General features: G+C 69.3%; 21 protein-coding genes. 8 read left to right on the plus strand and 13 right to left on the minus strand.

From position 1 onward, the window contains the following. Nucleotides 1-81 precede the first annotated feature (81 nt). On the minus strand, nucleotides 82-1,542 hold the full coding sequence (locus ABZV40_RS16100) for a non-reducing end alpha-L-arabinofuranosidase family hydrolase (protein ID WP_355441123.1): 1,461 nt from the start codon (nucleotides 1,540-1,542) through the stop codon (nucleotides 82-84). A 283-nt stretch (nucleotides 1,543-1,825) separates the two neighbouring features. On the opposite strand from ABZV40_RS16100, the gene ABZV40_RS16105 reads away from it, so the two are divergent. Beyond that, entirely contained in the window at nucleotides 1,826-3,823 is a 1,998-nt protein-coding gene (locus ABZV40_RS16105) for a TIM-barrel domain-containing protein (RefSeq protein ID WP_355441127.1), read from the plus strand. 3 nt (nucleotides 3,824-3,826) lie between these two features. Here the strand turns inward: ABZV40_RS16105 and ABZV40_RS16110 are convergent, their stop codons facing one another. From ABZV40_RS16110 to ABZV40_RS16120, 3 genes are all read right to left on the minus strand, one after another. Further along, entirely contained in the window at nucleotides 3,827-5,815 is a 1,989-nt protein-coding gene (locus tag ABZV40_RS16110) for an alpha-L-fucosidase (RefSeq protein ID WP_355441130.1), read from the minus strand. Nucleotides 5,816-6,061: 246 nt separating this feature from the next. Beyond that, complete coding sequence (locus ABZV40_RS16115) at nucleotides 6,062-6,745, minus strand: FadR/GntR family transcriptional regulator (RefSeq protein WP_355441133.1); 684 nt, start codon at nucleotides 6,743-6,745, stop codon at nucleotides 6,062-6,064. A 33-nt stretch (nucleotides 6,746-6,778) separates the two neighbouring features. Next, nucleotides 6,779-9,796, minus strand: coding sequence for a BTAD domain-containing putative transcriptional regulator (locus tag ABZV40_RS16120; protein ID WP_355441136.1), 3,018 nt, complete (start codon nucleotides 9,794-9,796; stop codon nucleotides 6,779-6,781). Nucleotides 9,797-9,917: 121 nt separating this feature from the next. On the opposite strand from ABZV40_RS16120, the gene ABZV40_RS16125 reads away from it, so the two are divergent. Next, complete coding sequence (locus ABZV40_RS16125) at nucleotides 9,918-10,289, plus strand: hypothetical protein (protein WP_355441139.1); 372 nt, start codon at nucleotides 9,918-9,920, stop codon at nucleotides 10,287-10,289. 79 nt (nucleotides 10,290-10,368) lie between these two features. Here ABZV40_RS16125 and acpA read toward each other — a convergent pair whose 3' ends face one another. The 3 genes from acpA to ABZV40_RS16140 form a co-directional block, all read right to left on the minus strand. Beyond that, nucleotides 10,369-12,027, minus strand: coding sequence for an acid phosphatase (gene acpA / locus ABZV40_RS16130; RefSeq protein WP_355441141.1), 1,659 nt, complete (start codon nucleotides 12,025-12,027; stop codon nucleotides 10,369-10,371). A gap of 122 nt (nucleotides 12,028-12,149) precedes the next feature. Next, the gene (locus ABZV40_RS16135; RefSeq protein ID WP_355441143.1) at nucleotides 12,150-12,524 is read right to left on the minus strand and encodes a DUF1304 domain-containing protein; all 375 of its coding nucleotides are present in this window, start codon (nucleotides 12,522-12,524) and stop codon (nucleotides 12,150-12,152) included. Further along, nucleotides 12,521-12,988: an SRPBCC domain-containing protein gene (locus ABZV40_RS16140; protein ID WP_355441146.1), complete on the minus strand. Its 468-nt coding sequence runs from the start codon at nucleotides 12,986-12,988 to the stop codon at nucleotides 12,521-12,523. The genes ABZV40_RS16135 and ABZV40_RS16140 overlap by 4 nt, the downstream gene beginning before the upstream one ends. 78 nt (nucleotides 12,989-13,066) lie before the next feature. Here ABZV40_RS16140 and ABZV40_RS16145 point away from each other — a divergent pair, with 78 nt between their 5' ends. Continuing rightward, on the plus strand, nucleotides 13,067-13,753 hold the full coding sequence (locus tag ABZV40_RS16145) for a TetR family transcriptional regulator (protein ID WP_355441149.1): 687 nt from the start codon (nucleotides 13,067-13,069) through the stop codon (nucleotides 13,751-13,753). A gap of 2 nt (nucleotides 13,754-13,755) precedes the next feature. Then, nucleotides 13,756-14,010: a Smr/MutS family protein gene (locus ABZV40_RS16150; RefSeq protein WP_355441152.1), complete on the plus strand. Its 255-nt coding sequence runs from the start codon at nucleotides 13,756-13,758 to the stop codon at nucleotides 14,008-14,010. A 112-nt stretch (nucleotides 14,011-14,122) separates the two neighbouring features. Here the strand turns inward: ABZV40_RS16150 and ABZV40_RS16155 are convergent, their stop codons facing one another. From ABZV40_RS16155 to ABZV40_RS16180, 6 genes are all read right to left on the minus strand, one after another. After that, nucleotides 14,123-14,995, minus strand: a complete 873-nt coding sequence (locus ABZV40_RS16155; RefSeq protein ID WP_355441155.1) for an ABC transporter ATP-binding protein — start codon at nucleotides 14,993-14,995, stop codon at nucleotides 14,123-14,125. Continuing rightward, the gene (locus ABZV40_RS16160; protein WP_355441158.1) at nucleotides 14,992-15,387 is read right to left on the minus strand and encodes a GntR family transcriptional regulator; all 396 of its coding nucleotides are present in this window, start codon (nucleotides 15,385-15,387) and stop codon (nucleotides 14,992-14,994) included. Before ABZV40_RS16160 ends, ABZV40_RS16155 begins: the two co-directional genes overlap by 4 nt. A 45-nt stretch (nucleotides 15,388-15,432) precedes the next feature. Further along, complete coding sequence (locus tag ABZV40_RS16165; protein WP_355441161.1) at nucleotides 15,433-16,428, minus strand: ABC transporter permease; 996 nt, start codon at nucleotides 16,426-16,428, stop codon at nucleotides 15,433-15,435. Further along, entirely contained in the window at nucleotides 16,425-17,168 is a 744-nt protein-coding gene (locus tag ABZV40_RS16170; RefSeq protein WP_355441544.1) for an ABC transporter ATP-binding protein, read from the minus strand. Before ABZV40_RS16170 ends, ABZV40_RS16165 begins: the two co-directional genes overlap by 4 nt. 164 nt (nucleotides 17,169-17,332) lie before the next feature. Then, nucleotides 17,333-18,484 (minus strand): right-handed parallel beta-helix repeat-containing protein, encoded by a 1,152-nt coding sequence (locus tag ABZV40_RS16175; RefSeq protein WP_355441164.1) that lies wholly within the window; start codon nucleotides 18,482-18,484, stop codon nucleotides 17,333-17,335. 189 nt (nucleotides 18,485-18,673) lie between these two features. Next, nucleotides 18,674-19,699: a LacI family DNA-binding transcriptional regulator gene (locus ABZV40_RS16180; RefSeq protein WP_355441167.1), complete on the minus strand. Its 1,026-nt coding sequence runs from the start codon at nucleotides 19,697-19,699 to the stop codon at nucleotides 18,674-18,676. Nucleotides 19,700-19,864: 165 nt separating this feature from the next. Here ABZV40_RS16180 and ABZV40_RS16185 point away from each other — a divergent pair, with 165 nt between their 5' ends. The 4 genes from ABZV40_RS16185 to ABZV40_RS16200 are packed head-to-tail and all read left to right on the plus strand — an operon-like array spanning nucleotide 19,865 to nucleotide 25,176. After that, the gene (locus ABZV40_RS16185; RefSeq protein ID WP_355441170.1) at nucleotides 19,865-21,133 is read left to right on the plus strand and encodes an extracellular solute-binding protein; all 1,269 of its coding nucleotides are present in this window, start codon (nucleotides 19,865-19,867) and stop codon (nucleotides 21,131-21,133) included. After that, nucleotides 21,130-22,014 carry a sugar ABC transporter permease gene (locus ABZV40_RS16190; protein WP_355441172.1) on the plus strand — a complete coding sequence of 295 codons (885 nt, stop codon included), beginning with the start codon at nucleotides 21,130-21,132 and terminating at the stop codon, nucleotides 22,012-22,014. The genes ABZV40_RS16185 and ABZV40_RS16190 overlap by 4 nt, the downstream gene beginning before the upstream one ends. After that, nucleotides 22,011-22,835 (plus strand): carbohydrate ABC transporter permease, encoded by an 825-nt coding sequence (locus ABZV40_RS16195; RefSeq protein ID WP_355441175.1) that lies wholly within the window; start codon nucleotides 22,011-22,013, stop codon nucleotides 22,833-22,835. Before ABZV40_RS16190 ends, ABZV40_RS16195 begins: the two co-directional genes overlap by 4 nt. A gap of 22 nt (nucleotides 22,836-22,857) precedes the next feature. Continuing rightward, nucleotides 22,858-25,176: a glycoside hydrolase family 3 N-terminal domain-containing protein gene (locus ABZV40_RS16200; protein ID WP_355441178.1), complete on the plus strand. Its 2,319-nt coding sequence runs from the start codon at nucleotides 22,858-22,860 to the stop codon at nucleotides 25,174-25,176. Nucleotides 25,177-25,178: the final 2 nt, after the last annotated feature.

Below are 25,178 nucleotides of genomic sequence, written 5' to 3' on the forward strand. Positions count from 1 at the left end.
CCGCCGGGGGTGGTGCCGGAGCTCGGGCGGCCCCCCCCCCGCGTGGGGGGGGCTGCCCCACGACCGCAACGTGTCAGACGATCAGCGCTGCAGCGTCAGCACAGCCGGCCGCCACGGCAGCGAGTTGTACGGAAGCCCGTCCGACTTCGGGTCCCGGCCCTGGTACAGGAGCTGGAGGTTGCACGGGTCGATGGTCTTGGTCTGGTCGGGGTTGGTGCGCACGAGGTCACCGTGACTGATGTCGTTGCTCCAGGTCGCCCCGCTGTTGGCCTTGCCCGCGAACGGGCTGCTCTCGGTGACGGCCTGCGGGGTCCAGGTGCCGCTGAGGCTGGTCGCGGTGAAGGAGCGGAAGTAGCGGCCGTTCCTGCCGAGCGCCTCGACGAGCATGAGGTACTGGTTCTGGTCCTTGACCTTGTAGACCTCGACCGCCTCGAACAGGTTCTCCCTCGTGTCGGTCATGATCGTCGTGTAGGACGTGCCGAAGCTGCCGGGGAAGTTCCCGATCGGCATGCTGGCGCGGTAGATGCTGCCGTTGTCGCCGGCGAAGAACAGGTACATGTTCGTGCCGTCACCGATGATGGTCTGGTCGATGGCGCTGTTGCCGGGGATGTTGCCGGAGAACAGCTCCTGCGGCGCGGACCAGCCGTTGGGGTTGGTGGGGTCGCTGGAGGTCCGGTAGCTGAAGGTGGTCGCACCCCACTGGTAGGTGAGCACCCAGATGTTCTTCGGGGCGAAGTAGAACAGCGTGGGCGCGACGGTGCCGATGTTCATCCCGGTCTGCGTGGCCGAGGCCATGTCCGACCAGTTGGTGAACGGCGCGAAGCCCATCGAGCCGTAGTGCTGGCCTGAGGCGTCGACCGTCGACCCGTAGACGACGTGCTTGCCGTTGTAGACGACGCTGGTGAAGTCCTTGAGCGAGACCCAGTCCGACTTCGGGGTCGCCAGCGGGCCCGTGGAGGACCAGCGGTAGGTCGACGGCAGCGAGCAGGTGCCCGGCGTGTCGCTCACGCGGGCCAGTTGCCACTGCTGGTTGGTGCCGTTCGAGTCGCCGTACTGCACGACCGCCGCCCCGTCCGCGGTCGACCGGCCGGTGACCTCCACGGCCTTGCCGCTGTTGCGGTTGATCAGCCTGACGTAGCCGCCGTCGGAGTCCGCGAGCCGGAACTGCTGGTTGCTGCCGTTGAGATCGGTCCACTGCTGGACTTTGCCGCCGTCCGCGGTCGACCAGCCGGACACGTCGAGGACCTTGCCGGAGTTCCTCGACTTCAACCGGTAGTAGCCGCCCCCGGCGTCGATGAACTGCCACTGCTGGTTGGTGCCGTCGTGGCGCGACCACTGCTGGATGGTCGCGCCGTCGGCGGTGGAGGCGCTAGCGACGTCCATCGCCTTGCCGCTGTTGCGGTTGACCAGCACGTACCACGCGTTCGTGTCCACGGTCGCCGCCGACGCCGCACTGGCGTCGATCGCGACCGTGCCGGCGGCCGCGAGCACGATGCTCAGCGCGGCCGCCCACCTGCGCCGTCTCGGTCGGACCTGCTCCATCGAATCCACGGTGATTCCCCTCAGAGTCAAAGTCGCATACGTGCAATAGGCAGTGTTAGCGTTAACATCCTGCTTTTCAAACTGCCAGATCATTTTCGGAAGTTCAAGAGGGCAAGTGGGGGTCGTGAGCTGAAGACCTGCGTATTCATCGAACGAATTCGACGCGGAAATGGCTGACCAGGCTTGTCTCGATTGGTTCGGGCAAGTCCATTGTCGGCGGGCGTGCCCGTTTGGTAGGTTCCGCAAATTGAAGCGCTTCAACGGGCTTTTTTGGGGGACGGTCGTGTCTGCCTCAGTTCGCGATGCCGGTGGCCTAGAGCTGCGCACACCGCAGGAGGTCCTGCGGATCGAGCCGTGGGGGCCGCACGCGGTGCGCGTCCGAGCGGCCGTGACCGCGATCGAGACCGGACTGCCCGGAGCGCTCGACGCCGTGGCGCCGCCTTCTCCCGATGCCGAGCTGGCGGTGCCGGACGACGGATCGGCGCGGCTGGTCAACGGCAGGCTCACCGTGGAGGTGGACGCCGGCGGCCGGATCCGGTTCCTGCGCTCGGCCACCGGCCGCGAGCTGCTCGCGGAGAAGCACACCGGCCACAGTGGACCGAGAGTCTTCTCGCCGCGGACCGACGGCAGCTATCAGGTCCAGCAGCACTTCACGGCGTACGAGGACGAGCGGATCTTCGGCCTCGGCCAGAACCCGAACGGCCGCCTGGACCAGAAGGGCGTGGTGGTCGACCTGATCCAGGCGAACACCGTCGCGGCCATCCCGTTCCTGCACTCCTCCCGCGGCTACGGCCTGCTGTGGCACAACCCCGCGCTGGGGCGGGTCGAACTGGGCGCCGACACCACCCGGTGGGTCGCCGAGTCCACCCACCAGCTCGACTACTGGATCACCGCCGGCGACACCCCGGCCGACATCATGGCCGCCTATGCCGACGCGACCGGCCATCCGCCGCTGCTGCCGGAGTGGGCGAGCGGGTTCTGGCAGTCGAAACTGCGCTACCGCGACCAGGACGAGCTCCTCACGGTCGCGCGTGAGTACATCCGGCGCGACCTCCCGTTGTCGGTCATCGTCTGCGACTTCTTCCACTGGCCGCGGATGGGCGACTGGCGTTTCGAACCCGCCGAGTGGCCAGATCCGGTGGCGATGGTGGACGAACTGTCGGCGCTCGGCGTCCAGCTCGCGGTCTCGGTGTGGCCCACCGTGGAGCCGAGCAGCGACAACCACGACACGATGCGCACGGACGGGCTGTTGGTCCGCGATGCCCACGGCGGCCTCCTCACGTCGCACTGGCCGTCCCGCGAGCCGGGCCCCGCGTATCAGCCGATGGCCTACTACGACGCCACCAATCCGCGGGCTCGCGAGTTCCTGTGGCAGCAGTTGCGCGAGCACTACTACGCGCACGGCATCAGGTTGTTCTGGCTCGACGCCTGCGAGCCGGACGTCCCACCGCACCTGGCCTCCCGCGCCGTCTACGCCGCCGGCCCCGGGGCGCAGGTCGGCAACCTCTACCCGTTGCTGCACGCGCAAGGCGTGGCGGACGGCCTGCGGTCCACCGGCGAGGACCGCCCGCTGACGCTGATCCGCAGCGCCTGGGCGGGCAGCCAGCGCCACGGCACCGCGCTGTGGTCCGGCGACATCCCCACCACGTTCTCCTCGCTCGCGACCCAGATCCGGGCCGGTCTCAACGTCGGGCTGAGCGGAATTCCGTGGTGGCACACCGACATCGGCGGCTTCCACGGCGGCGATCCGGACGACCCGGCCTACCGGGAGGTCCTGGTCCGGTGGTTCCAGTACGGCACCTTCAGCCCGATCATGCGGCTGCACGGCGACCGGAAACCGAACCAGGCCTTCGGCACCTCGATGACCGGCGGACCGAACGAGGTGTGGTCCTACGGCGAGGAGGCCTGCGGGATCCTCACCGCGCACCTGCGGCTGCGGGAACGGCTGCGCCCCTACCTGGCCGAGCTGTCCGAGGCCGCCCACCGCACCGGCGCGCCGCCGATGCGACCGCTGTTCTTCGACTTCCCCGGCGACGAGCACGCCTGGACGGTGGACGACGAGTTCCTGCTCGGGCCCGATGTGCTGGTCGCACCGGTCACCGAGGCCGGGGTACGCACCCGGCCCGTGTACCTCCCGGCCGGAACCCGTTGGCAGCAAACAGCAACCGGCGCGGTGCACGACGGCGGCACCACCGTCGACGCCGCGGCTCCGCTCGCGCACCTCCCCGTTTTCGTCCGGGAAGGTGCGGCGGTGGCCACGGCGTTTGCCGCTGCGGGCTGATGGTCAGACCGCTGTGATCGTCCACTGGTTGTTGGTGCTGCCGTTGGGAGTCCACAGGACGACCGCGGAGCCGGAGGTCGTGTTGCCGGCGCCGTCGAGCGCGGTTCCGGTGCCCCGGTTGATGATCTGGTAGCGGCCGTTGCCGACGGAGCTGAGGCGCCACTGCTGGTTGACGCCGCCGTTCCAGGTGTTCTGCACCGCGCCGGCGCCGTTGGCGGTCGCGCCGTTGCTGTCGACCACCAGGCCGTTGGTGCGGTTGACGATGCGGTGGTAGCCGGAGCCGAGGTCGACCAGCTGCCACTGCAGGTTCGGGCTGCCGTCCCAGGTCCACTGCTTGACGATCGACCCCGCCGCGACGTTGCCACCGCCGTCGAGGGCGAGGTTGCTGGTCACGTTGCTCAGCTTCGCCCAGCCGGTGGGCAGCGGAGCCGCGCCCAGCACCGGGATCTGGCCGGAGAAGGTCAGTTTCACCACGTACGCGGGCGCGGCGAACGGCGCGTTGGCGGAAGGCATCGAGATGTGCAGGCCGGAGCTGTCCTGGCTGCGGTTGGGCAGGTCGAGGTAGCTGCCGGCGCTGGATCCGAGCAGCTGCACCGAGGTCAGCGTGCCGAGGTTGATCCGCGCGGAGGTCAGCGTGGTGATGTTCAGGGTGCTGCCCGGCCAGCCGAGGACCGTCGCGTACAGGACGGTGTTGGCCTTGTTGCGGGTGAAGCGGATGTCGGTGTTGGTCCCGGCGTGGGGCGTGGTGAAGGAGCCGCCGCCCATCTTGGTCGGGCCCTCCCCGTACGCGGACCAGGCGCGGGTGGCGTAGATCGACTCACCGAAGCGCCTGAGGTAGTCGCCCATGCCCAGCAGGATCGTGCGCTGCTCGGCCGGGATCGTGCCGTCCGCCATCGGTGCGATGTTGAGGACCATGTTGCCGTTCTTGCTGACCCGGTCGATCAGCGAGTGCAGCATGGCGTTGAGCGAGTAGTAGCCGATTCCGACCGTGTAGCACCAGCTCGAGCTGGAGATGCTGTCGTCGGTCAGCCAGTACGGGCTCTGGAGGTCGCCGGGGCCGCCGCGTTCGAAGTCGAAGACCTCGCCCCTGTTGTTGAAGCCGTCCTTGTAGGTGGCGACGACTTCCTTGTTCCACGCCACGGCCTTGTTGTAGTAGTACGCCAGGAAGTTCAGCCGTTGTGCCTCGTCCACAGCGGACAGGTTGAAGTCCTGCCAGAGGATGTCGGGCTGGTAGCCGTCGACGATCTCCTTGAGCTTGTCGTACCAGAGCTGGTTCTGCGCGGCCGAGCCGAGCTGCCCGTAGAGCTTCTTCAACGTGGTGGTCGGCTGCGCGGGCACGTGGTCGTAGTAGCCGGTGAAGTTGTACGCGTGGTGCATCGCCACCATCAGCTTCATGCCCTTGGCCCGGATCGCGTCGGCGTGCAGCCGCACCAGATCGAGCCTCGGTCCCTTCCCGACGGAGTTCCACTCGTTGACGCTGCTGTTCCACATCGAGAACCCGTCGTGGTGCTCGGCGACCGGTCCCGCGAACTTCGCACCGGCGTCGGCGAACAGCTGCGCCCACTCCACGGGGTCGAAGTTGCCGCCGGCGGACTTGAGCTTCGGCGCGAACTGGACGTAGTTGCCGCTCTTGTCCCGCGCCCCTTCGATGAAGTTGTGGTACGGCCAGGAACCCGGATCACCGAACACGCTCTTGTGGTGGGTGTTCGCCGCGGAACCGTCGATGTACATGTTGCGCGGGTACCACTCGTTGTCGTAGGCCGGAACGCTGAAGACGCCCCAGTGGAAGTAGATGCCGAACTTCGCGTCCTGGAACCACTCCGGCGCCGGCGGGTGCTGGTCCACCGAAGCCCAGGTCGGCGTGTAGCTGGTCGGTCCGGGAATCGCGGCGCCGGCTCGCGGCACGCCGAAGGTGCCGGACAGGGCGGTCGCCGCTCCGGCGGCTCCCAACGCGGTGAGGAACTGGCGACGGTTGTGGGGGGATGGCGACATGAGGGTTCCTCCCGATCGGTGCGGTGGCCGCAACACGCGAGACATCTGACGTTAAGGCCAGGAAACCTGAGCCGTCAACGTCCGTGTCCCGGCCGGCCTCGCCGTCTGAGCCGGTGAGAATCCCCTTTGGTTCCAACACTTGTCGCTGTCACGACGGCCGCATCGATGAGCTGACCTTGGCCGTTCGACAATCGACTCCGTTCGACCGCCGGGTCATGATGGCCGCGATTCGTCCGATGTATGGGCTCAGGTGTTCGAGAGGATCGCGCGCAGCCACGCTTCCGACGTGTTGACGTGCACCATGGCGGTGGACTGCGCGAGCAGCTGGTCGCGCGACCGCAGTGCCTGATAGATCGCTTCGTGCTCGGCGAGCGTGATGTGCGAGGCGTTGCCCTCGATGAGACCGCGCCACACCCGTGCGCGGACGGTCCGGGTGGACAACCCTTCCAGCACGGAGGCGAGCGTTTCGTTCCCGGTCGCGGCGACGACGGTCCGGTGGAACGCGGTGTCGTACTGGATCAGCAGTTCGGCGTCGTCCTGAGCGGTCCTCATGTCGTCGAGGATCCTGCCCAGGGCGTCGAGGTCCTGCTCGGACATGCGGATCGCCGCCAGACCGGTGGCCATCGGTTCCAGCAGCCGGCGAACCTCCATGACCTCCAGCAGGGTGTCGTCGCGCAGCAGTTCCACCGCGAGGCCGAGCCCTTCGAGCAGCAGGCTCGGCCCGAGACTCGTGACGTACGTGCCGTCACCGCGGCGCACGTCGAGCACGCGTGCCGCCTCCAGCACCTTGACCGCTTCGCGCACGCCGCTGCGGGACAGGCCGATCTGGGCGGCCAGCTGGGGTTCGGGTGGCAGGCGCGCACCGGGAGGCAGCTCGCCGGACCGGATCATGGCCCGGATCTTCGTGATCGCCTCGTCGGTCAGTGCCATGCCAGCCCCTCGCTGCCTTTGCCGGGGCGGACATCATATCTTTGATCTTGTCGATGCGACGGCGCTCGCCAGTCGCGCACCGACCGCCTCGGCGCGGGGATGGTGCAGCCCGGTGAGGATCTGGTGCGCGAGCCGCCAGGAACGTGTCGCTCCGATCCGGTTTCCCTGCTGCTGCAGGCATTGGCCGATGCCGTCGAGTGCCGCGGCTTCCTCCAGCTTGTTCTCGGCGGAACGGGCCAGGCGGAGCGCGCGGTCGAACTGCACGAGGGCTTCGCCGGTCTTTCCGCAGTGCCACAGGGATCGGGCCGTGCCGTTGAGGGCAGGGGCTTCCAGGCTGTGGCTTCCGATCTCCTCGATGAGCGCCCACGCGCGGTGATGGTGGTCGAGTGCTTCAGCGATCTGGTTCAGGCGGCCGTGGACCTCGCCCGTGCTGGTGAGGGTGCGGGCTTCACCGTGCCGGTCGGTGATCTCGCGGCACAGCGCGAGGGCCTGACCGAGCCACCGCAACGCCTGGGGCAGGTCGCCGAGTTCGAGGTGCAGCTGGCCGAGGTTGCCGAGGGTGGTGCTCTCGCCGAGCTGGTCGCCCGTTTCGCGCATGACCTCCAGGGTGCGGATGAAGTGGCTCCTGGCTTCGGTGTACCTGCCGGAGTCGAGGCAGAACGCGCCGAGGTTGCCCGACGCGATCGCTTCGCCGTGGCGGTTGTGTTGTTGTTGGCAGATCGCGAGGTCGCGTTCGAAGCAGACCAGCGCCTCGTCGAACCTGCCCAGCTTCTTGCAGGCGTTGCCGAGCGCGGCGGTCGCCTGGCTTTCGCCGCGGAGGTCACCGAGCGCGCGGAACAGGGGCAGCGCCAGCAGCAGGTGCTCGCGTGCCGCGGCGAACTCGCCCGCCCGGTACAGGGCGAGGCCGAGGTTCGTGCGCGTGACCGCCTCGCCGCGGCGGTCGCCGTCCTGGACGGTCCTCGCGAGCGCCACCTCGCTGATCTGGCGCAGGTCCTCGGTCCACCCCTGCCGGTGCAGGTAGCGGTGCAGTTTCGCGGCGAGCTGCCAGCACGGTCCCGTCCTGCCCTCGGCCGCGCTGATGCGGGCCGCGGCGAGCAGGGCGACGCGTTCGGCGTCGAACCACGCCACGGCCTCGTCGGCGTCGGCGAGGCCGAGTGGCGGGGCTGCCGGTGTGGCCGCGCCGGCCTGGAACCGGCCGGGCGGGGCGATCATCACGTCAGCGACGTCGGCGGCGCGCAGGTAGTGGTCGACGAGCCGCGTGAGCGCCTCGTGGCGTTCGGCGTCCCCTGCAAGGGTTCTCGCGTGCTGGCGCAGCAGGTCGTGGAACCGGTAGCGGCCGGCCGACGAGGACTGGAGGAGGTGCACGTCGACGAGGTCTTCCAACAGGTGTTCGGCGGAACCGGGCGCGACGCCCGAGAGAGCGGCCGCGGCGGGCACGTCGAAGTCGTCGCCGGGGTGCAGGCCCAGCACGCGGAACATCCGTTGCTGCTCGCCGGTCAGGTGGCGGTAGGAGAGGTCGAACGCGGCCGCCACGCCCAGGTCCGGGGTCGAGAACTCGGCCAGCCGGTGGGCGAAGTGCTTGATGGTCCACTGTGGACGGCTGCGCAACCGTGCCGCGGCGAGGCGCACGGCCAGCGGCAGGCAGCCGCAGCCGCGCACCACCTCATCCACCGCGCCGGTCTCGGCGGCGGCGCGTTCCTCGCCCACGATGGAGGTGAACAGTGCGACGGCGTCGCTCAGAGGCAACACGTCCAGCGACACCGTCCGCGTGGTCGGCAGGTCGACCAGCCTGCGCCTGCTGGTCACGAGCGCCAGGCAGCCGGCGGCGCCGGGCAGCAGAGGCTGGACCTGCGCGCTGTCCAGGGCGTTGTCCAGCACCACGAGCACGCGCCGTGCCGCCAGTTCCGCCCGCCACAGCGCCGATCTCTCGTCCACGTCGTCCGGAATGTCCTTGGCGGGAAGGCCCAGCGCCCGCAGCAGTGCCTCCAACGCCGTGCCGGCTGGAGTGGCGTCGCGGTCGTCGCTGTGCCCGTGCAGGTCGATGAACAGCTGTGCGTCCGGATACCGGTCGACGAGCCGATGCGCGAAGTGCACCGCGAGCGCCGTCTTCCCGACACCGGCCATCCCGTCGATGGCATCGATCACCACCGCGGTGGCCTCGGTGTCGAGGGTCTGCAGCAGTCGCAGCTCGTCCGCGCGTCCGGTGAAGTCGGTGACGTCGCGCGGGAGGTCGTTGCGGCCAGGTCGTGGCCCGGTCGGCGACAAGACCTCACCGCGCAGGACCTTCTCGTGCAGCCTCTGCAACGGCGGACTCGGATCGCTGCCCAGCTCGTCCGCGAGTCGTTCGCGCAGCCGCTGGTAGTGCTGCAGCGCATCGGCCTGCCGGCCGCTGCGGCACAGCGCGAGCATGAGCTGACCGACCGGGCGTTCCCGCAACGGGTGCTCGACGATGAACGCCAGGAGCTCGCCGATCACCTCCTCGTGCCGTGCCAGGTCGAGGTCGGCCTCGACCGCCAGCTCGGTCGCGACGAGCCGCAGCTCGGTCAGCTCGGCGGCGACCCGGTCGCGCAGCCGGTCCGACGCGACGTCCGCCAGCACCGGTCCGCGCCACCACGCCAACGCTTCGCGCAGCAACGCCGACCGCTCGGCCGGATCACGCAGCATCCGCGCGTCGGCGACCATCGTGCGGAACCGGTGTGCATCCACGGACTGCGGGTCGACTTCCGCCGAATAGCCGCCGTCGCGCGCGACCAAACGCACGCTTTCATCGTCTGCCAACGCTTTGCGCAGCCGTGACACGTGACTGTGCAGCTGCGTCTTGGCGCTCTCACCTGCCGCGTCGTCCCACAGCAGGTCCAGCAACCGTTGCGTGCTGACCACTGTGTGCGGCTCCAGCAGCAACAACGCCAGCAGGCACCGCTCGCGCTTGCGGCCGAGCGGGATCGCGCGACCCCCTCTTTCCGCCTCCACTCGCCCGAGCAACCGGAACGTCGTCGTGTCGGACACAAGCTCCCCCTCGTCGCCGACGCACGCGATGGTAGTCGCGTACACCCGCAAACGTCATGGCTTTGGCAAGGGGTTTGGCAAGGAGGCGCTGCCACTGTCGGTGTCGCAGGAGTTCAGGCCAGTGACAGGAGACGTTATGAACGGCCGAACGGTTTTCAGGTGGGGGATGTCGGTCGCGTCCCTCGTGTTCGCGGCAGGTCTGCTCGGGGGAGCACCCGCGTCAGCGGCTACGTCCTCCGACGACGTGACCGCGCAGGCGTGCACGACGAAGGACATCTACGTCCCGAACAAGCCGAACCGCATCGTGAGCATGCGGTACACCGAGTGCCAGCGCACCTACAACGGCGTCAAGCAGAGCAGCACCGCGATGTGGCTGTGGGACAACAGGGAGGGTGACGGCAAGTGCGCCGTCGGCCGGGTCACGATCGGCAGCTGGAAGTACAAGTGGCAGTGGTGTGACGCCACCAAGCCCAGCCCCAAGTACATCAGCGGCTGGCACAACGGCGCGGACGCGAAGGTCACGCTGGAAGCCGCCTGATGCGGTCGAGCGGGTCACCGCCGGGGGTGCGGTGACCCGCTCGGTCCTGCACTGTCCGATGTGGACTAGGAGGCTCCGCCTACCACCGCCGGAACGTGGTGAACAGGTCGCAGACCGCGGCATCGCGCGTGCCGAGCGGCTTGAGGTGGAACTGGTGCTCGATCGTCGCCATGATCGACGTGGTGTCGTGCGGCGTGTGGTCGACGGAGAACCGGCGCGGCAGCAGGGGGGAGACCACCAGCGCGGGGATGCGGGTGCCGGGACCCCACTGGTCGCTCACGCCGCGGCGGGACGGTGGCGGGACGTGGTCCCACTGGCCGCCGAACTCGTCGTAGGTGACGACGACCATGGTGTGGGCGGCGTCCGGACCTTCCTCAACGGCCTTGAGCAGGTCGACGAGGTGGCGGCTGCCGGTGTCCTCGCTCGCGTAGCCGGGGTGCTCGTTCTCCTCGCCGACGGGCTTGACCAGGCTGACCGGCTTGAGGTGGCCGGACTTCGCCGCGGAGATGAACTCGACCTCGTCGCGCAGGTGTGCCGCGCGTGCGGCGGTGCCGGGGGCGTAGTTCGCGTAGTAGTTGAACGGCTGGTGGTGGTACTGGAACGTCGCATCAGGACAGTTCGGGTACACCGCGCCGGCCGCGGTGCGCGGGCTCGTGCAGGTGCCCGGCGTCGTGCCGTTCGTCCAGCCGGGGCCGCCGACGTTGCCGTTCGCGTTGTCCCAGCCACCGGAGTACCAGGCCCAGTCGACGTTCGCCGCGGACAGCCGGTCACCGATGGTCGGCGTCGTCTGCGGTGGCAGTCGCTTCGCCACGGCGGTGCCCGGCGCGTACGGCTGGTACGGCGGCTGGATCGTGTTGACCGCGTAGTCACCGCACGTCGTGCCCTTGGGCGGTGCCGCCACCCCGGCCGGGACGGCGCACGTGCCGTCCGGGTTCGCCGCCTGGGTGAGCGCGCGGTCCGCGGTGCCCGGTGCGGCGGGGTGCAGCGGCGAGGAACCGGGGTTGCCGTCCGGTCCCACGACCGAGTGCAGGTCGTTCGCCGAACCGTCGCGCACGGCACCCGGCCACGTCGGCGTGTTGGGCGTGATCAACCACTGGTGGTTGAGGAACGAGCCGCCGAACGCGCCCTGGAAGAAGTGGTCGGCGATGGCGTAGTTCGGGGCGTGCTTGCCGTGCAGGTACTCGTAGATCGGCAGGCCGCGCGTGTCGTAGGTGCCCATGGTCAGGCCGACCGCGTCGCTGGCCGCCACGTAGCGGTCCATCTTGCCGCCGTCGATCTGGTACTGCTCCTGGTAGTAGCGGTGCACCAGGTCCCGTGTGCAGCCGCCGGGCAGGCCCTGGCCCTTCGGCACTCCGTTCGGCAGGAACTGGCCCGGCTTCGGGCACGTCGTGTCCGCGGGCTTGATGTAGTCGTCGATCTGGAACGGCTTGTTGGTGAACGCCGAGCTGGTCGTGCCGCTGGTGCAGCTCGCGGGCAGTGGGGGCGAGGTGAGGTTGACGTCGTTCTGCGGCAGGCAGGGCAGCACCGTGCCGTCCGGCGCGACCTGCGGCCGCGGGTGGGCGCCGCGCAGGCCGTCGACCCGCTCCCAGCCGCCGAACAGGTTGTCGAAGCTGTGGTTCTCCTCGTAGATCACCACGATGTGGTCGATCCGATTGCCGTGCGCTTCGGCGGTGGCGGTGAGCGCGCCGGCGAGCAGCACGGGCACCGCCATCCCCAGCACAACCGTTCGCGAGACCATGCCGTACCTCCCAGGCCGTTGATCGCGTGCAGCTTCACCCACCACCCGGTGGCGGGCAACCCGACCTGTCCGAAATGGGAAGCCTTGGTTGTGCTTTTGCCGTTGTGCGCCAAGCGAACGGCTCAGATCACGAGGGCGACGAGGGCCGCCAGGGCCGGTGCGCCCTGGCCGATCAGACCCTTCACCCTCGCGCGGCGGGGGTCGAAGGCGATCAGTGCCACACCCGCCGCGAGCATGGACGCGCAAGCGGCCAGGACGAGAGCCCGGCCTTCGGCTCCCAGGTGTGCCGCGACGAGCCCGGCGAGCACCTGCAGCGCCAGCAGGGCGTTGTAGCAGCCCTGGTGGAACGCCCAGGGGCGCACCGCGTCGAGGTCCTCCGCGCGCACCTCGAACATGGCGTGCACCTCGGGACGGCGGAAGCGGACGCTTTCCATCGTGAAGATCCACAGGTGCGTGAGTGCCGCGACGAGCGCGAACACCTGCGCGGGGACGTTCATCGGGGTCGTGCCGGTCGCAGCGTGCCGGTCTCGTCGAGCTCGGCGAGCAGGGCGGGCACGCCGACGGTGAGCATCCTGGCCCGGATCGAGCCGAGCATCTTCGCCATGGCGAACCCGCCGATTCCGGTGAAACCGGTGTGGTGGTAGGTGAAGCGGGTGCCCTCGGGTGTGGGTTCCAGCCGGTAGAGGACCTGGCTGGGTGTCTCGCCCGGCGCGCCGACCCAGGTGTAGCGCAGCAGTTCCCGCTCGCGCACCTCCAGCACCTCGCAGTCGACGATCCCGCGCCAGCCGGGCATCGGCTTGGCGACGAACTGGAACCGGTTGCCGACGACGGGCTGGAACCCGACGGCGCGAGCACCTCTCCCGGTCGAGGTCCAGCGGGGAATCAGGTCGGGGTCGGTCATCGCCCGCCAGACCTTCAGGGGTGAGTGCGGGTAGTCGCGAACGATGTGGATCTCGGACATGAGAGCCTCTCCGGTAGCTTCAGCGGCTGTAAAATTACAGTAGCAGAACTTTTCGTGCGGCTGAACTAGGATGGCCGGGTGAGGACGACGGAGGGCTTGCGCGAGCGCAAGAAGCGCGCGATGCGCCGGCAACTGTCCGACACCGCCGCGCGGCTGTTCGTCGAGCACGGCTTCGACGCCGTACGGGTGGCGGACGTCGGTGAGGCGTGCGGGGTGTCCGAGAAGACCGTCTTCAACTACTTCCCCAGCAAGGAGGCGCTGCTCCTCGACCGGCTGGAAGCCACCGCCGACGCGTTGCGCACGCACCTGTCGGACCCGGCGCTGCCCCCGGTCGCGGCGATGCTGACCGTCCTCGACCAGGAACGGCACGGCGTCGTCGCGAGTCTGGCCGCCGACACCGACACCGACCGCGCGCTGGCGCGGTACCAGCGGTTCGGCGACCTCATCCGAAGCACTCCCTCGCTGCGGGCGTACCGCAGCGAGACCGCCGACCGGTTCGTCGACATCGCCGCCGAAGTGCTCGCCGCCCGGACCGGACTGCGGCCCGACGACCCCGAACCCCAGATCGCCGCGGCCGCTCTGCTCGGCCTGTGGCGCCTGCAGTTCCGCGCGCTGCGCACCCACCTGCGCCCCGGCCGGCCGCTGTCCGCCGCGATCGGCGCCGTGGCCGGGGAGGTCCACCGCGCCGCCCGGTTGGTGGAGGAGGGGCTCACCACCTTCCCGCGGCCGCGAGCAGGCGCCGGTGACGCGCCGACGGGGTCCTGACGATGGCCGCGAAGATCACCGTCGACCTGCACCCGGTCTTCCGCAGCGATCGGGACATCGCCACCGCGGTGCGCAACGCGCTGTTCCGGGCGGCCGGGGAGAAGGTGCCGCTCGTCGAGATCATCACGGGCAAGGGGTCCGGCAAGCTCAGGAGCCGCGTGCTCGCCATGCTGAAGCAGCCGCACGTGAAGAAGCTGTACCGGCGGGTGGAGGTGGCTCCCGGCAACGACGGCGTGGTGCTGGTGCACCTGGCCTGAGGTCCCGCAGATCGTCACTCGCTGTCTTGATCTTGATGTGCGGGCTCTCACGGCGCCGGCGCGCCGGCGATGAAGGGCTCCTTCATCGACCTGAGGTGGATGAAGGAGCCCTTCATCGACGACGAGGAGTGGTCGGAGACCGTTCGCGTGAGGCGCGCAGGTAGCCCATGACCAGGGAGTCCAGGTCGGGTTCGGTGCCCGCCCAGCCCTGCGGCACCGGCCCGGCGTCCCGCATCAGCAGTGAGGACTGGCGCTGAGTGCGGGTGGCGCTGACGAGCGTCCCCTCCACAGTGGACTCCTCGGCGACCGGGCCGACGAGGATCCGGTGCCGTGCCAGGACTTCCTCGATGTCACCGTCGAGCTGGACCCTGCCCTCGTCGACGAGCAGGAGGTGGTCGCACACCTCGCGCAGGTCGCTGAGCACGTGCGAGGACATCACCACGGTGGTGCCGCGTTCGGCGACCTCGGTCATGATGATCCGCAGCGTCTCGTCGCGGGCCAGCGGGTCCAGATCGGACAGCGGTTCGTCCAGGAGCAGCAGCCGGGGGAGCCGTCCCAGCGCCATCGCGATGGCCACCTGGGTCACCGCGCCCCCGGACAGCGTGCGGACCTTCGCGTCGAGGTCCACACCGCCCAGCAGTCCGAGCACCTCGCGGACCCGGTCGGTGGACCAACGGTCGTTCATGGCCGCGCAGACGCGCATCAGTTCGCTCACCGTGAGATCGCGGTAGAGCGGACGGTTCTGCGCCAGGAACGAGACGTCCGGGTGGATGCGGTTCCGCGACGGCGTGCCGAAGATCGTCAGCTCACCGGTCGTCGGGCGGACGAGGCCCGCGGCCATGCGCAGCAGGGTGCTCTTGCCCGCGCCGTTCGGACCGACCAGCGCGACGACCTTGCCCTCGGGGACGGTGAAGCTGCAGTCGCGGATCGCCCAGCGGGTGCGGTATCGCTTGCCCACGGCGGTGGCGCTCAGGGGAGTCGTCATCGTTCCTCGGCGGGGTAGATCTCGTCGCGGACCGCGGTGTACAGGGCGTCGACGTCCTCGACGTCGAGGCCGTCCGCCCGTGCGTGCCTCATCCAGCCGGACAGCTCCTGTCGCAGCGGTGCGTCGTCACCGGTGGTCGCTTCGGAGGACAGCGACTTGGTCACGAAGGTGCCCAGACCCCGGCGGCCCTCCGCCAGTCCCTCGCGTTCCAGTTCGCGGTACGCCTTGAGCACGGTGTTGGGGTTGACGGTGGTCGCCTCCACCACCTCCCGTGCCGCGGGCAGCCGGTCACCGGGGTTCAGCAGTCCCAGCCGCATGGCTTGTTTGACCTGCTGGACGATCTGCATGTAGGTGGAGACCCCGGAACGCCGGTCGATCCGGAACTCGATCACACCGGTCAGCATAGGTGCTGCCGCAGCCGGGGACCCGCATCCCGGTCAGCTCTGCCGCCGCAGCGCCCAGGCGGTGCCCGCCAGCAGCACGAGCGCGAGTGCGGTGAAGATCGTCGCGTCGACCAGGTGCACCTGCCACGCCTGGCTTTCCGGGATGAAGAGCGAGTACTTCTTGACCAGACCGGACTGCGGCAGGCACGCGAGGAACCCCTCCTGCGTGTTCGGCACCCCGCCCGGTGCCGACTTGCAGGCCTGGAGCAGGGCCGAGGCCCGGTCGTCGGGGACCGGCTGCCCCGCCGCGTCGAGCCAGCCCTCGTCGAGCACCAGGCGGTCTGTCCGGGACAGCACCGTCAGGTCCGCGTCGTGCGGCAGTTCCTGGCGCTGGGCGGGAACCAGGCGGTCCACCACGCCGGCCAGGGCGAAGCGCATGACGACGAAGGCGCCGAGCCCCGCGGTCATCGCCACCAGGGTGCGGCGGGTCACCACGCCGAGGAAGGTGCCCAGAGCGAAGGCGAACAGCGCGTAGCCGGCCGGGGAGACGTGCGCGATGCCGAAGTTCACGGCCGTGAACGGACCGTTCATCAGCGGACCCAGCGTGCCGGCCGCGGACAGCCACCACGAGACCAGCCACTGGAGCACGGTCAGCACGACGAGTGCCGGCACCAGCGCGATCAGCAGCTTGCTCGCCATCCACCGGGTACGGCTCACCGACTGGGTGAAGGCCAGCACGTGGGTGCCCTGTTCCAGCTCGCGGGCGAAGAGGGGAGCGCCGACGAAGACACCGATCAGCGCGGGAGCGCAGATGATCAGCATCCGTCCCACGTCCAGCGGGTTGGCCCACGTCTCCGCGAAGCTCTTCACCGTCCCCGCCGGTGCCGCGCACTGCTCGAGGGGCAGTGTCACGCAGTTGGTGAGCTGCGCCGAGGCGAGCGCGCCGACCATGTTCGACCGCAGCAGCGCGATGGCTGCGGCGCCGACGACCAGCAGGCCGAGCAGGGTGATCAGCTGCAGGCGCTGCTGCCGCCACGAGGCCCAGATCATGCCGCTTCCTCCTGTGCCGCCGCCGCACGCATGTGCTGGAGAGCCAGTTGCCCGAGCGGAACGCCGTTCGGGCTGAGCCCGCCGACGTCCCCGGCCAGCACGACCCGTCCGTTGTGGAGCAGGACGAGGTGGTCGCACACGCCTTCCAGTTCCGCCAGCACGTGCGAGGACAGCACCACGGTGATGCCCTGCGTCCGCGCCTCCGTGATCAGCGCCCGCAGCACGGTCTCACGGGCCAGCGGGTCCAGATCGGCCAGCGGCTCGTCGAGCAGCAGCAGCTTCGGGCGCTTGCCCAGCGCCAGCGCGAGCGAGACGCGGGTGCGCTGCCCACCGGACAGGGTGCCGATCTTCGCGTTCATCGGCACGCCCGCCTGCGCGACCAGGTACTCGGCGTAGCCCTGGTCCCAGGTCGGGTTGGTGCGCGCCCCGTACGTCAGCGTCTCCGTCACGGTGAACTGCTGGTACAGCGGCTTCTGCTGCGCCAGGTAGGACACCGCGGGATGCAGTCCCTTGCCGGTGGGGCGGTCGCCGAAGACGGTGATCGCGCCGGTCGTCGGCCGCAGCAGGCCGGTGGTCAGCCCCATCAGCGTGCTCTTGCCCGCACCGTTCGGGCCGACGAGCGCCACGACCCGGTTGGGCGGGATCACCAGCGACGTCTCCCGCAGCGCCCATCCCCCGCGGTACCTCTTGCTCACGCGCTCGGCGATGACCGGCAGCGTCTGGCCGGGCGGTCCGTGCATGGTCACGACCGTCTCCTCTCCGTGATCGGCTGCGGGCCAAGGTAACACCTTTCACTAGTGAAGTAGTGAACTGGTGAGATCCGCCTCCCGGGCGCAACCCGAGGTGCGTCGCGCACGTCATCACTGCGTCGCGCGGTTCCGCTCCGGTCCATTAAGGACAGTTGTCAGGTGCACACAACGCCCAGGCAGCCGGAGGGATCGCCGTGGGAGACGTTCCCGCCGCCGTCCGTCACCGAGCCGGGGACCGCCTCGATGCCGTAGTCCGCGTTCCCCCTGGTGATGTTCCCGGTGATCTCCACCGGGCTGTTCGCCGGGACGTTCACGTGGATCCCGTCGTTGATCGGACGGCCCGCGCTGTCGACGCGCCCACCGGACCTCCTGCCGTTCGCCTTCAGGACGTTCCGCTCGATCCGCACCCAGTAGGGGCTGTGCGCGGTGGGGGAGTCGAGGAGGATCCCGGCGACCGCGTTGTCGGTGAACGTGTTGCCGGAGATCGTGATCCCGTTCTCCACGCCGACGAACACGTCGGACGCGTCCACCCCGACCTGGTTGCCGGTGAACCTGTTCCGGACGATGCGGAGGTTGGCGGACGACAGCGCCTGCTGGACGAACACCGCGCGGTCGCCGTCGCTGAAGCGGTTGCCGGTGATCGTGGTGTTGCTCGAGCCGTTCAGCACTCGGACGTGGCCCTGCTTGAAGGTGTTGCCGGACACCGTCAGGTTGTCCGCCTCGCGCAGGCTCACCCCGGACCTGATCAAGGTGTTCCCCGTCAGGGAACCGTTGTTCGTGTTCGTCCAGTAGCCGATCGGGCTGTCGACGAACGTGGAGCCGGAGATGTGCGGTGATCGGCTGGTGAGGTTGAACTGAATTCCGGCCTGACTGAACTCGGAGTTGGTCACGGTCAGCCCCGAGGTCGTGTCGATTTCCACGCCACCGCGGCGGACCTTGCAGTCGGTGATCTTGAAGTTGGTGCTTTTTTCCGCGGTTTGGACGTTGTGGCCGGTGTTGTCCGTGAGGCTCAGATCGACCAGTTCGCTGTCAATCGACCCCACGAAGAGCACCCCGCGGTCGAAATTCGAGATCCTGCCGTTCCGCACGTGGATTCTGGGCTGCTCGATCACGGAGATGCCGGTGCCGGTGCCGGACCCGGTGATGCTGTGGCCGTTGAGGTCCAGGACGACGTCACCGGCCTTGACGGCGAGGCCGGGGCCGTTGCAGTGCAGGTCGGCGGAAAGGCTGAGGTCGGAGGTGACGGTGTCGCCGCACCGGACCGCGGGAGGCGGGCCGGCATGGGCCGGTCCTGAGGTGACCGCCACGAGCAATGCGGTGGCGGTCAGAACGGTTGCGGGGTGGCGAACATCGAATGATGGAATACGCATCGGTCACGTCCCGTCGTCTGATATTCCTTTCATCGTCGCGCTGAAGACCGTGTTACGGTCCACCGGTTGTTCCGGGTATTCATTCCACAATGCCTGGAAAGGTGATTGCTCCGAACGGATTCCTGATCAGGCGGTGCGCGGTGGCGCGGTCGACTCGCGGACGACGAGCGTGGTGGCGAGTTCGACGCGGGTGCTGTTGAGGGTGTCGCCCGCCGCGAGCTGGAGCAGGGCGTCGGCGGCGGCACGGCCCATTTCGGCGAAAGGCTGCCGCACGGTGGTGAGCGGTGGGGACGCCCAGCGGCTGGGGGACATGTCGTCGAAGCCGACGACGCTGAGGTCCTCCGGGATCCGCAGGCCGCGGACTCGGGCGGCGGCCATCACGCCCAGCGCTTCCGGGTCGTTGGCGGCGAAGACCGCGGTCGGCGGGTCGGCCAGGGCGAGCAGGTCCAGGCCCGCCTGATAGCCGCTCTGGAACGTGAAGTCGCCGGGACGGATGAGGTCCGGGTCCGCCGGGATGCCCGCCGCGGCCAGTGCGGCGTGGTAGCCGTGCAGCCGGGCGACCCCGCACAGCGCGTCGGCTCGTCCTTCGACCATGCCGATGCGGCGGTGGCCGAGCTCGGTGAGGTGTTTGGCGGCGTCCATGCCGCCGCTGAAGTTCGTCGCGCCGATGCTGGGCAACGAGTTGTCCGGGATGTTCACCGGGTCGATGAGCACGAGCGGCACGCCGGTCTCGGTGAAGTGGTTGCGTTGCTGCTGCGACAGGGTGGAGGTGACGAGGATGACGCCTTCCCGTTGGGCGCCGGCGATCCGGCGCGCCCACTCCGCGCCAAGAGGGTCGTCGGGCAGGACGCCGACGACGACCGCGATACCCGCGTCGGCGACCGCCTCGGTGACCCCGCGGATGATCTCCAGGTTGTTCGGCGTCTCCAGGGCGTCGAAGACGAGTTCGAGGCTGCGGCCGCCCTGGGGTACGCCGCCGAGTCCGCGCGCGACGTAGTCGTGGTCGAGCAACGCGGCCTGGATCCGGGCGCGCGTGGCCGGTGCCACGTCGCTGCGTCCGTTGATCACTTTCGACACCGTTGCGATCGACACGCCGGCCGAGCGTGCGACCGCGCCGAGCGTGACGCGTCGCCGGGTGGCTTCCTCGGTCACCGATCTCCCCCTTCACCTGGTGAAACCCTGCCGAAAACTTTGCGAAGCCTCAGCTGTTGACGCTCGAAAACTATGGTGCCTACTTTACTCGAACTAGTTGCACCTATGTTTCGAAAACTTTTCGACAGGACGGCAACAATGATGTTCCGAAAGCAACTCGCAGCCATGGCGGCCGTCGCCGTCACCCTCGCCGCGTGCGGCACCAGCGGACCGAGCGCATCCGGTGGTGCGGCGACGGCCTGGTCGCTCACCGGCGGGGACGAGCAGACCTTCCGGTCCTCGTTCGACGCGTGGAACAAGGCGCATCCCGGCGCCGCCATCACGCCGACGTTCTTCGCCAACGACGCGTACAAGCAGAAGGTCCGCACCGCACTGGGCGCGAACCAGGGGCCGACCCTGCTGTTCGGCTGGGGTGGCGGCACGCTCAAGTCCTGGGTGGACGCCGGCAAGGTGCTCGACCTCAGCGACGAGGTGGCCGCCGATCCGCAGCTGGCCGGCCGGTTCCTGCCGTCGGTGGTGAAGACCGGCATGGTGGGAGACAAGACCTACGCGCTGCCGAACAACGCCATGCAGCCGGTCGTCCTCTACTACAACAAGGAGCTCTTCACCCGCGTCGGCGCGGAGCCGCCGAAGACGTGGGACGACCTCCTGTCGCTCGTGGCGAAGTTCAAGAGCGCGGGCATCGCCCCGTTCAGCCTCGGCGGGCAGAGCAAGTGGCCGATGCTGATGTGGCTGGAGTACCTCGTCGACCGCATCGGCGGCCCGCAGGTGTTCGCCGACATCGCCGCGAACAAGCCGGACTCGTGGTCGAACCCCGCGGTGCTGCAGGCCAACACGATGATCCAGCAGCTCGTCGACGCCGGCGGGTTCGTCAACGGGTTCGCGTCGATCGCCACCGACAGCAACGCCGACCTCGCGCTGCTCTACACCGGCAAGGCCGCGATGTACCTGATGGGCAGCTGGGCCTACCCGACGATCAAGACCGCCGACGCCGGGTTCGTCTCCGGAGGCAAGCTCGGCCACACCACGTTCCCCACCGTCGCGGGCGGCAAGGGCGATCCGGCGAACATCGTCGGCAACCCCGCCAACTTCTGGTCGATCGCAGCGACCGCGTCGGACGCGCAGAAGCAGGCCGCGTTGTCCTACCTCAAGGACGGCGTGATGAGCCCGCAGTACGTCGACGCGCTGCTCGCCGGTGGTGCCGTGCCGCCGGTCAAGGGGCTGGAGAGCAAGATCAGCGCGTCACCCGACGGCGCCTACCTGTCGGACGTCTACCGGCTCGCCGGTGACGCACCGAGCTTCCAGCTCTCGTGGGACCAGGCGCTCGACCCCGGCCAGGCCGACGCGCTGCTGACGGCGCTGAGCCAGGTGTTCCTGAAGCAGATCACCCCACAGCAGTTCACCGACACGATGAACAAGACGATCAAGCCATGAGCACCGTGCGCGAGAGGCGCGGGCCGACACTGCTCATGGCGATGCCCGCGCTGGTGTTCTTCGCCGTGTTCGCCCTGGCCCCGCTCGCCGGTGTCGCCGTGCTCAGCCTGACGCACTGGGACGGGCTCGGCACACCGTCGTGGGCGGGACTGGCGAACTGGCCCGCGGTGCTCGGCGACCCCGTCACGCACGAGGCGATCTGGCTCAGCGCCAAGGTCATGGTGCTGTCGTGGGTGGTGCAGACGCCGGTCGCGTTGCTGCTCGGCCTGTTCACCGCGCGCCGGGGCCGCTACCGCGAGCTGCTCGGGGTGCTGTACTTCCTGCCGCTGCTGCTGTCGTCCGCGGCGATCGCCATCGCGTTCAAGGCGTTGCTCGACCCGAACTTCGGGATGAGCCAGGCACTGCACCTCGCGGCGCTCTCCCAGGACTGGCTGGGCAACCCCGACCTCGTCCTGTTCGTCGTCGTGTTCGTCATCGCGTGGCAGTTCATCCCGTTCCACACGCTGCTCTACCAGGCGGGTGCCCGGCAGATCCCGGCGGTGCTCTACGAGGCGGCGGCCATCGACGGTGCCGGTCCGGTGCGCCAGTTCGTCAGCATCACGTTGCCGCAGCTGCGTTACACGATCATCACGTCCTCGACGCTGATGCTCGTGGGGTCGTTGACCTACTTCGACATCGTGTTCGTCCTGACCGGGGGAGGGCCAGGCAACGCGACCCGGTTGCTGCCGCTGGACATGTACCTGACCGGGTTCTCCAACAACGACATGGGCCGGGCCGCCACGATCGCCGTCCTGCTCGTGGTGGTCGGTGTCGCGCTGTCGCTGGGCCTGTCGCGCCTCGCCCGGTTCGACCGCGGCAGCCAGCAGGAGGGAATGGGATGACCGCTCGTCCGCGCCCGAACCTCGCCGGTGGCCTCGGCGGTTTCCTCTGGCTGCTCGTGATCCTCGTGCCGGTCTACTACGTGGTCGTCACGAGCCTGCGCAGCCAGGCCGGGTTCTTCGACGGCAACCCGCTCGCGCCGCCCGCCGACCCCACGCTGGACAACTACCGGCTGGTCCTCGCCAACGACTTCGCCACCTACTTCGCCAACAGCGTCGTCGTCACCCTGGTGACCGTCGTGATCACCGTCGCGGTGTCGCTGATGGCCGCGTACGTCGTCGTCCGCCGCACCGACCGCGCCGCCGCGGTCACCTACAGGCTGTTCCTGCTCGGGCTCGCCATCCCGTTGCAGGCGGTGATCATCCCGATCTACTACATGATCACCAGGCTGCGGCTGTACGACACCCTGCTCGCGCTGATCCTGCCGTCCGTCGCGTTCGCGATTCCTTTGACGGTGGTCATCCTGGCCAACTTCCTGCGGGACGTGCCGAAGGAGCTCTTCGACGCGATGCGGGTCGACGGCGCGGGGGACTGGCGCACGTTGTGGAGCCTGGTGCTGCCCGTGACCAAACCCGCAGTCGTCACCGTCGCGATCTACGACGGCCTCACGGTCTGGAACGGGTTCCTGTTCCCGTTGATCCTCACCCAGAGCCCGGAGCAGCGGGTGCTCCCGCTGGCGCTGTGGTCGTTCCAGGGGCAGTTCACCGTCAACATCCCCGCGGTGCTCGCGGCCGTCGTGCTGTCGACCGTTCCGGTGCTCGTGCTCTACGTCCTCGGCCGCCGTCAGCTCGTCAGCGGCATGACCGCCGGGTTCGGCAAATAGCCCATCACGCAAAGGAAAACCCATGCCATCGAACAGCCGTCCGGCCACCGACGACCGCGTCGAGGCACTGCTCGCGGCCATGACGCTGGAGGAGAAGCTCGCCCAGCTCGGCAGCGTCTGGCCGGGCGCCTCGCACGGCACCGACGACGAGGACGGCGCGGTCGAGAACGTCGCACCGATGCAGGACGTCTTCGCTCAGCAGGCCGACTTCGAGACCGCCACCCGGCACGGGATCGGCCACCTCACCCGCCCGTTCGGCAGCAAGCCGGTCGATCCGGCGCAAGGAGCCGCCGCGCTCGCGGACCTGCAGCGCGAGCTCGTGGCGAAGACCCGGCTGGGCATTCCGGCGATCGTCCACGAGGAATGCCTGACCGGCTTCACCACCTACCGCGCCTCGGTGTTCCCGGCTCCGCTGGCGTGGGCCGCCACGTTCGACCCGGCCCTGGTCGAGCAGATGGCGCACGCGATCGGCACGGGCATGCGGCAGGTGGGTGTCCATCAAGGACTGTCACCGGTGCTCGACGTCGTGCGCGACTATCGGTGGGGGCGCGTCGAGGAAACCCTCGGCGAAGACCCTCACGTGGTGGGGATGATGGCCTCGGCGTACGTCCGCGGCCTGGAGAGCGCGGGAGTCGTGGCCACGCTCAAGCACTTCGCGGGCTACTCGGCCTCACGGGCGGCCCGCAACCACGCACCGGTCGCGATGGGACGACGCGAACTGCACGACGTCATCCTGCCGCCGTTCGAAATGGCCGTCCGCGAGGGCGGTGCGCGCTCGGTCATGAACTCCTACAACGACATCGACGGCGTTCCCGCCGGCGCCGACGAGTCGCTGCTCACCGGAATCCTGCGCGACGACTGGGGTTTCGAGGGCACGGTCGTGTCCGACTACTGGTCGATCGCCTTCCTCGCGACGATGCACCGCGTGGCCGCCTCGTACGGCGATGCCGGTGCACTCGCGTTGCGGGCAGGCATCGACGTCGAGCTGCCCGACGCGCTCTGCTACCGGGAGGACCTGCTCGACCAGGTCCGGTCCGGTGCGGTCGACGAGAAGCACGTCGACCGCGCGGTCCGGCGGGTGCTGCGTCAGAAGGCCCAGCTGGGCCTGCTGGACGAGGACTGGGCTCCGGAACCGGCCGGGACCGTCGATCTCGATCCGCCGGGCAACCGGGACATCGCACGCCGGCTCGCCGAGCGCGCGGTCGTCCTGCTCGACAACCCGCAAGGGACGCTTCCGTTGCCGGCCAACGCATCGATCGCGCTTGTAGGCCCGTGTGCGGACGACCCGCAGGCGTTCTTCGGGTGTTACTCCTTCCCGAACCACGTGCTGCCCCGCCATCCCGACCTGCCGCTCGGCATCGAGGCACCGTCGCTGCTCGACGCCCTGCGCGCGGAACTGCCCGGTGCGAGGATCACCTCCTCGCACGGCTGCCCGATCAAGGACGCCGACCGGTCGGGTTTCGCCGACGCCGCCGCGGCCGCCCGTGCCGCGCAGGTGTGCGTGGCCGTCGTCGGCGACCGCTCCGGACTCTTCGGCCGCGGCACGTCCGGTGAGGGCTGCGACGCTGAAGACCTGACGCTGCCCGGAGTGCAGGACGAGCTCGTCGAACAGCTGCTCGCGACCGGAACCCCGGTGGTGCTGCTCGTGGTGTCCGGCCGCCCGTACGCACTCGGCCGGTACGTGGGCAGGGCCGCGGCGATCGTGCAGGCGTTCTTCCCAGGAGAGGAGGGCGGTCCGGCCCTCGCCGGCGTGCTGAGCGGGCGGGTGGTGCCCAGCGGCAAACTGCCCGTGCAGGTTCCCGCCCTGCCCGGCGGACAGCCCGGCACCTACCTGCACCCGCCGCTCGGAGGGAACACACAGGGCGTCAGCAACCTCGACCCGTCGCCGGCCTTCCCGTTCGGCCACGGCCTGTCCTACACGACGTTCGCCTACGACGATCTCCGGCTCTCCGCGGACACCGTCCCGGTCGACGGCGAGATCACCGTCAGCTGCACCGTGACGAACACCGGCCCGCGCGGCGGAGAGGAAGTGGTGCAGCTCTACTTCGACGACCCGGTCGCGCAGCTCGCCCGCCCCGTCGCGCAGCTCGCCGGTTTCGCCCGCGTGGCCCTCGGGGCCCGACAACGCGCCCGAGTGACGTTCCGGCTGCACACCGACCGTCTCGCGTTCACCGGAGTCGACCTGCGGCGGATCGTGGAACCGGGCCGGATCGACCTCGCCGTCGGCGGTTCGTCCCGCGACACGCCCTTGCGCGGATCGTTCATCATCACCGGCAGCACTCGCGCGGTGGACCGCAACCGCGTGCTGACCACTCCGGTGGACGTCGTTCATCAATTCTGATG

It is taken from the genome of Lentzea sp. NPDC004782 (assembly GCF_040609115.1).
Lineage (GTDB): Bacteria > Actinomycetota > Actinomycetes > Mycobacteriales > Pseudonocardiaceae > Lentzea.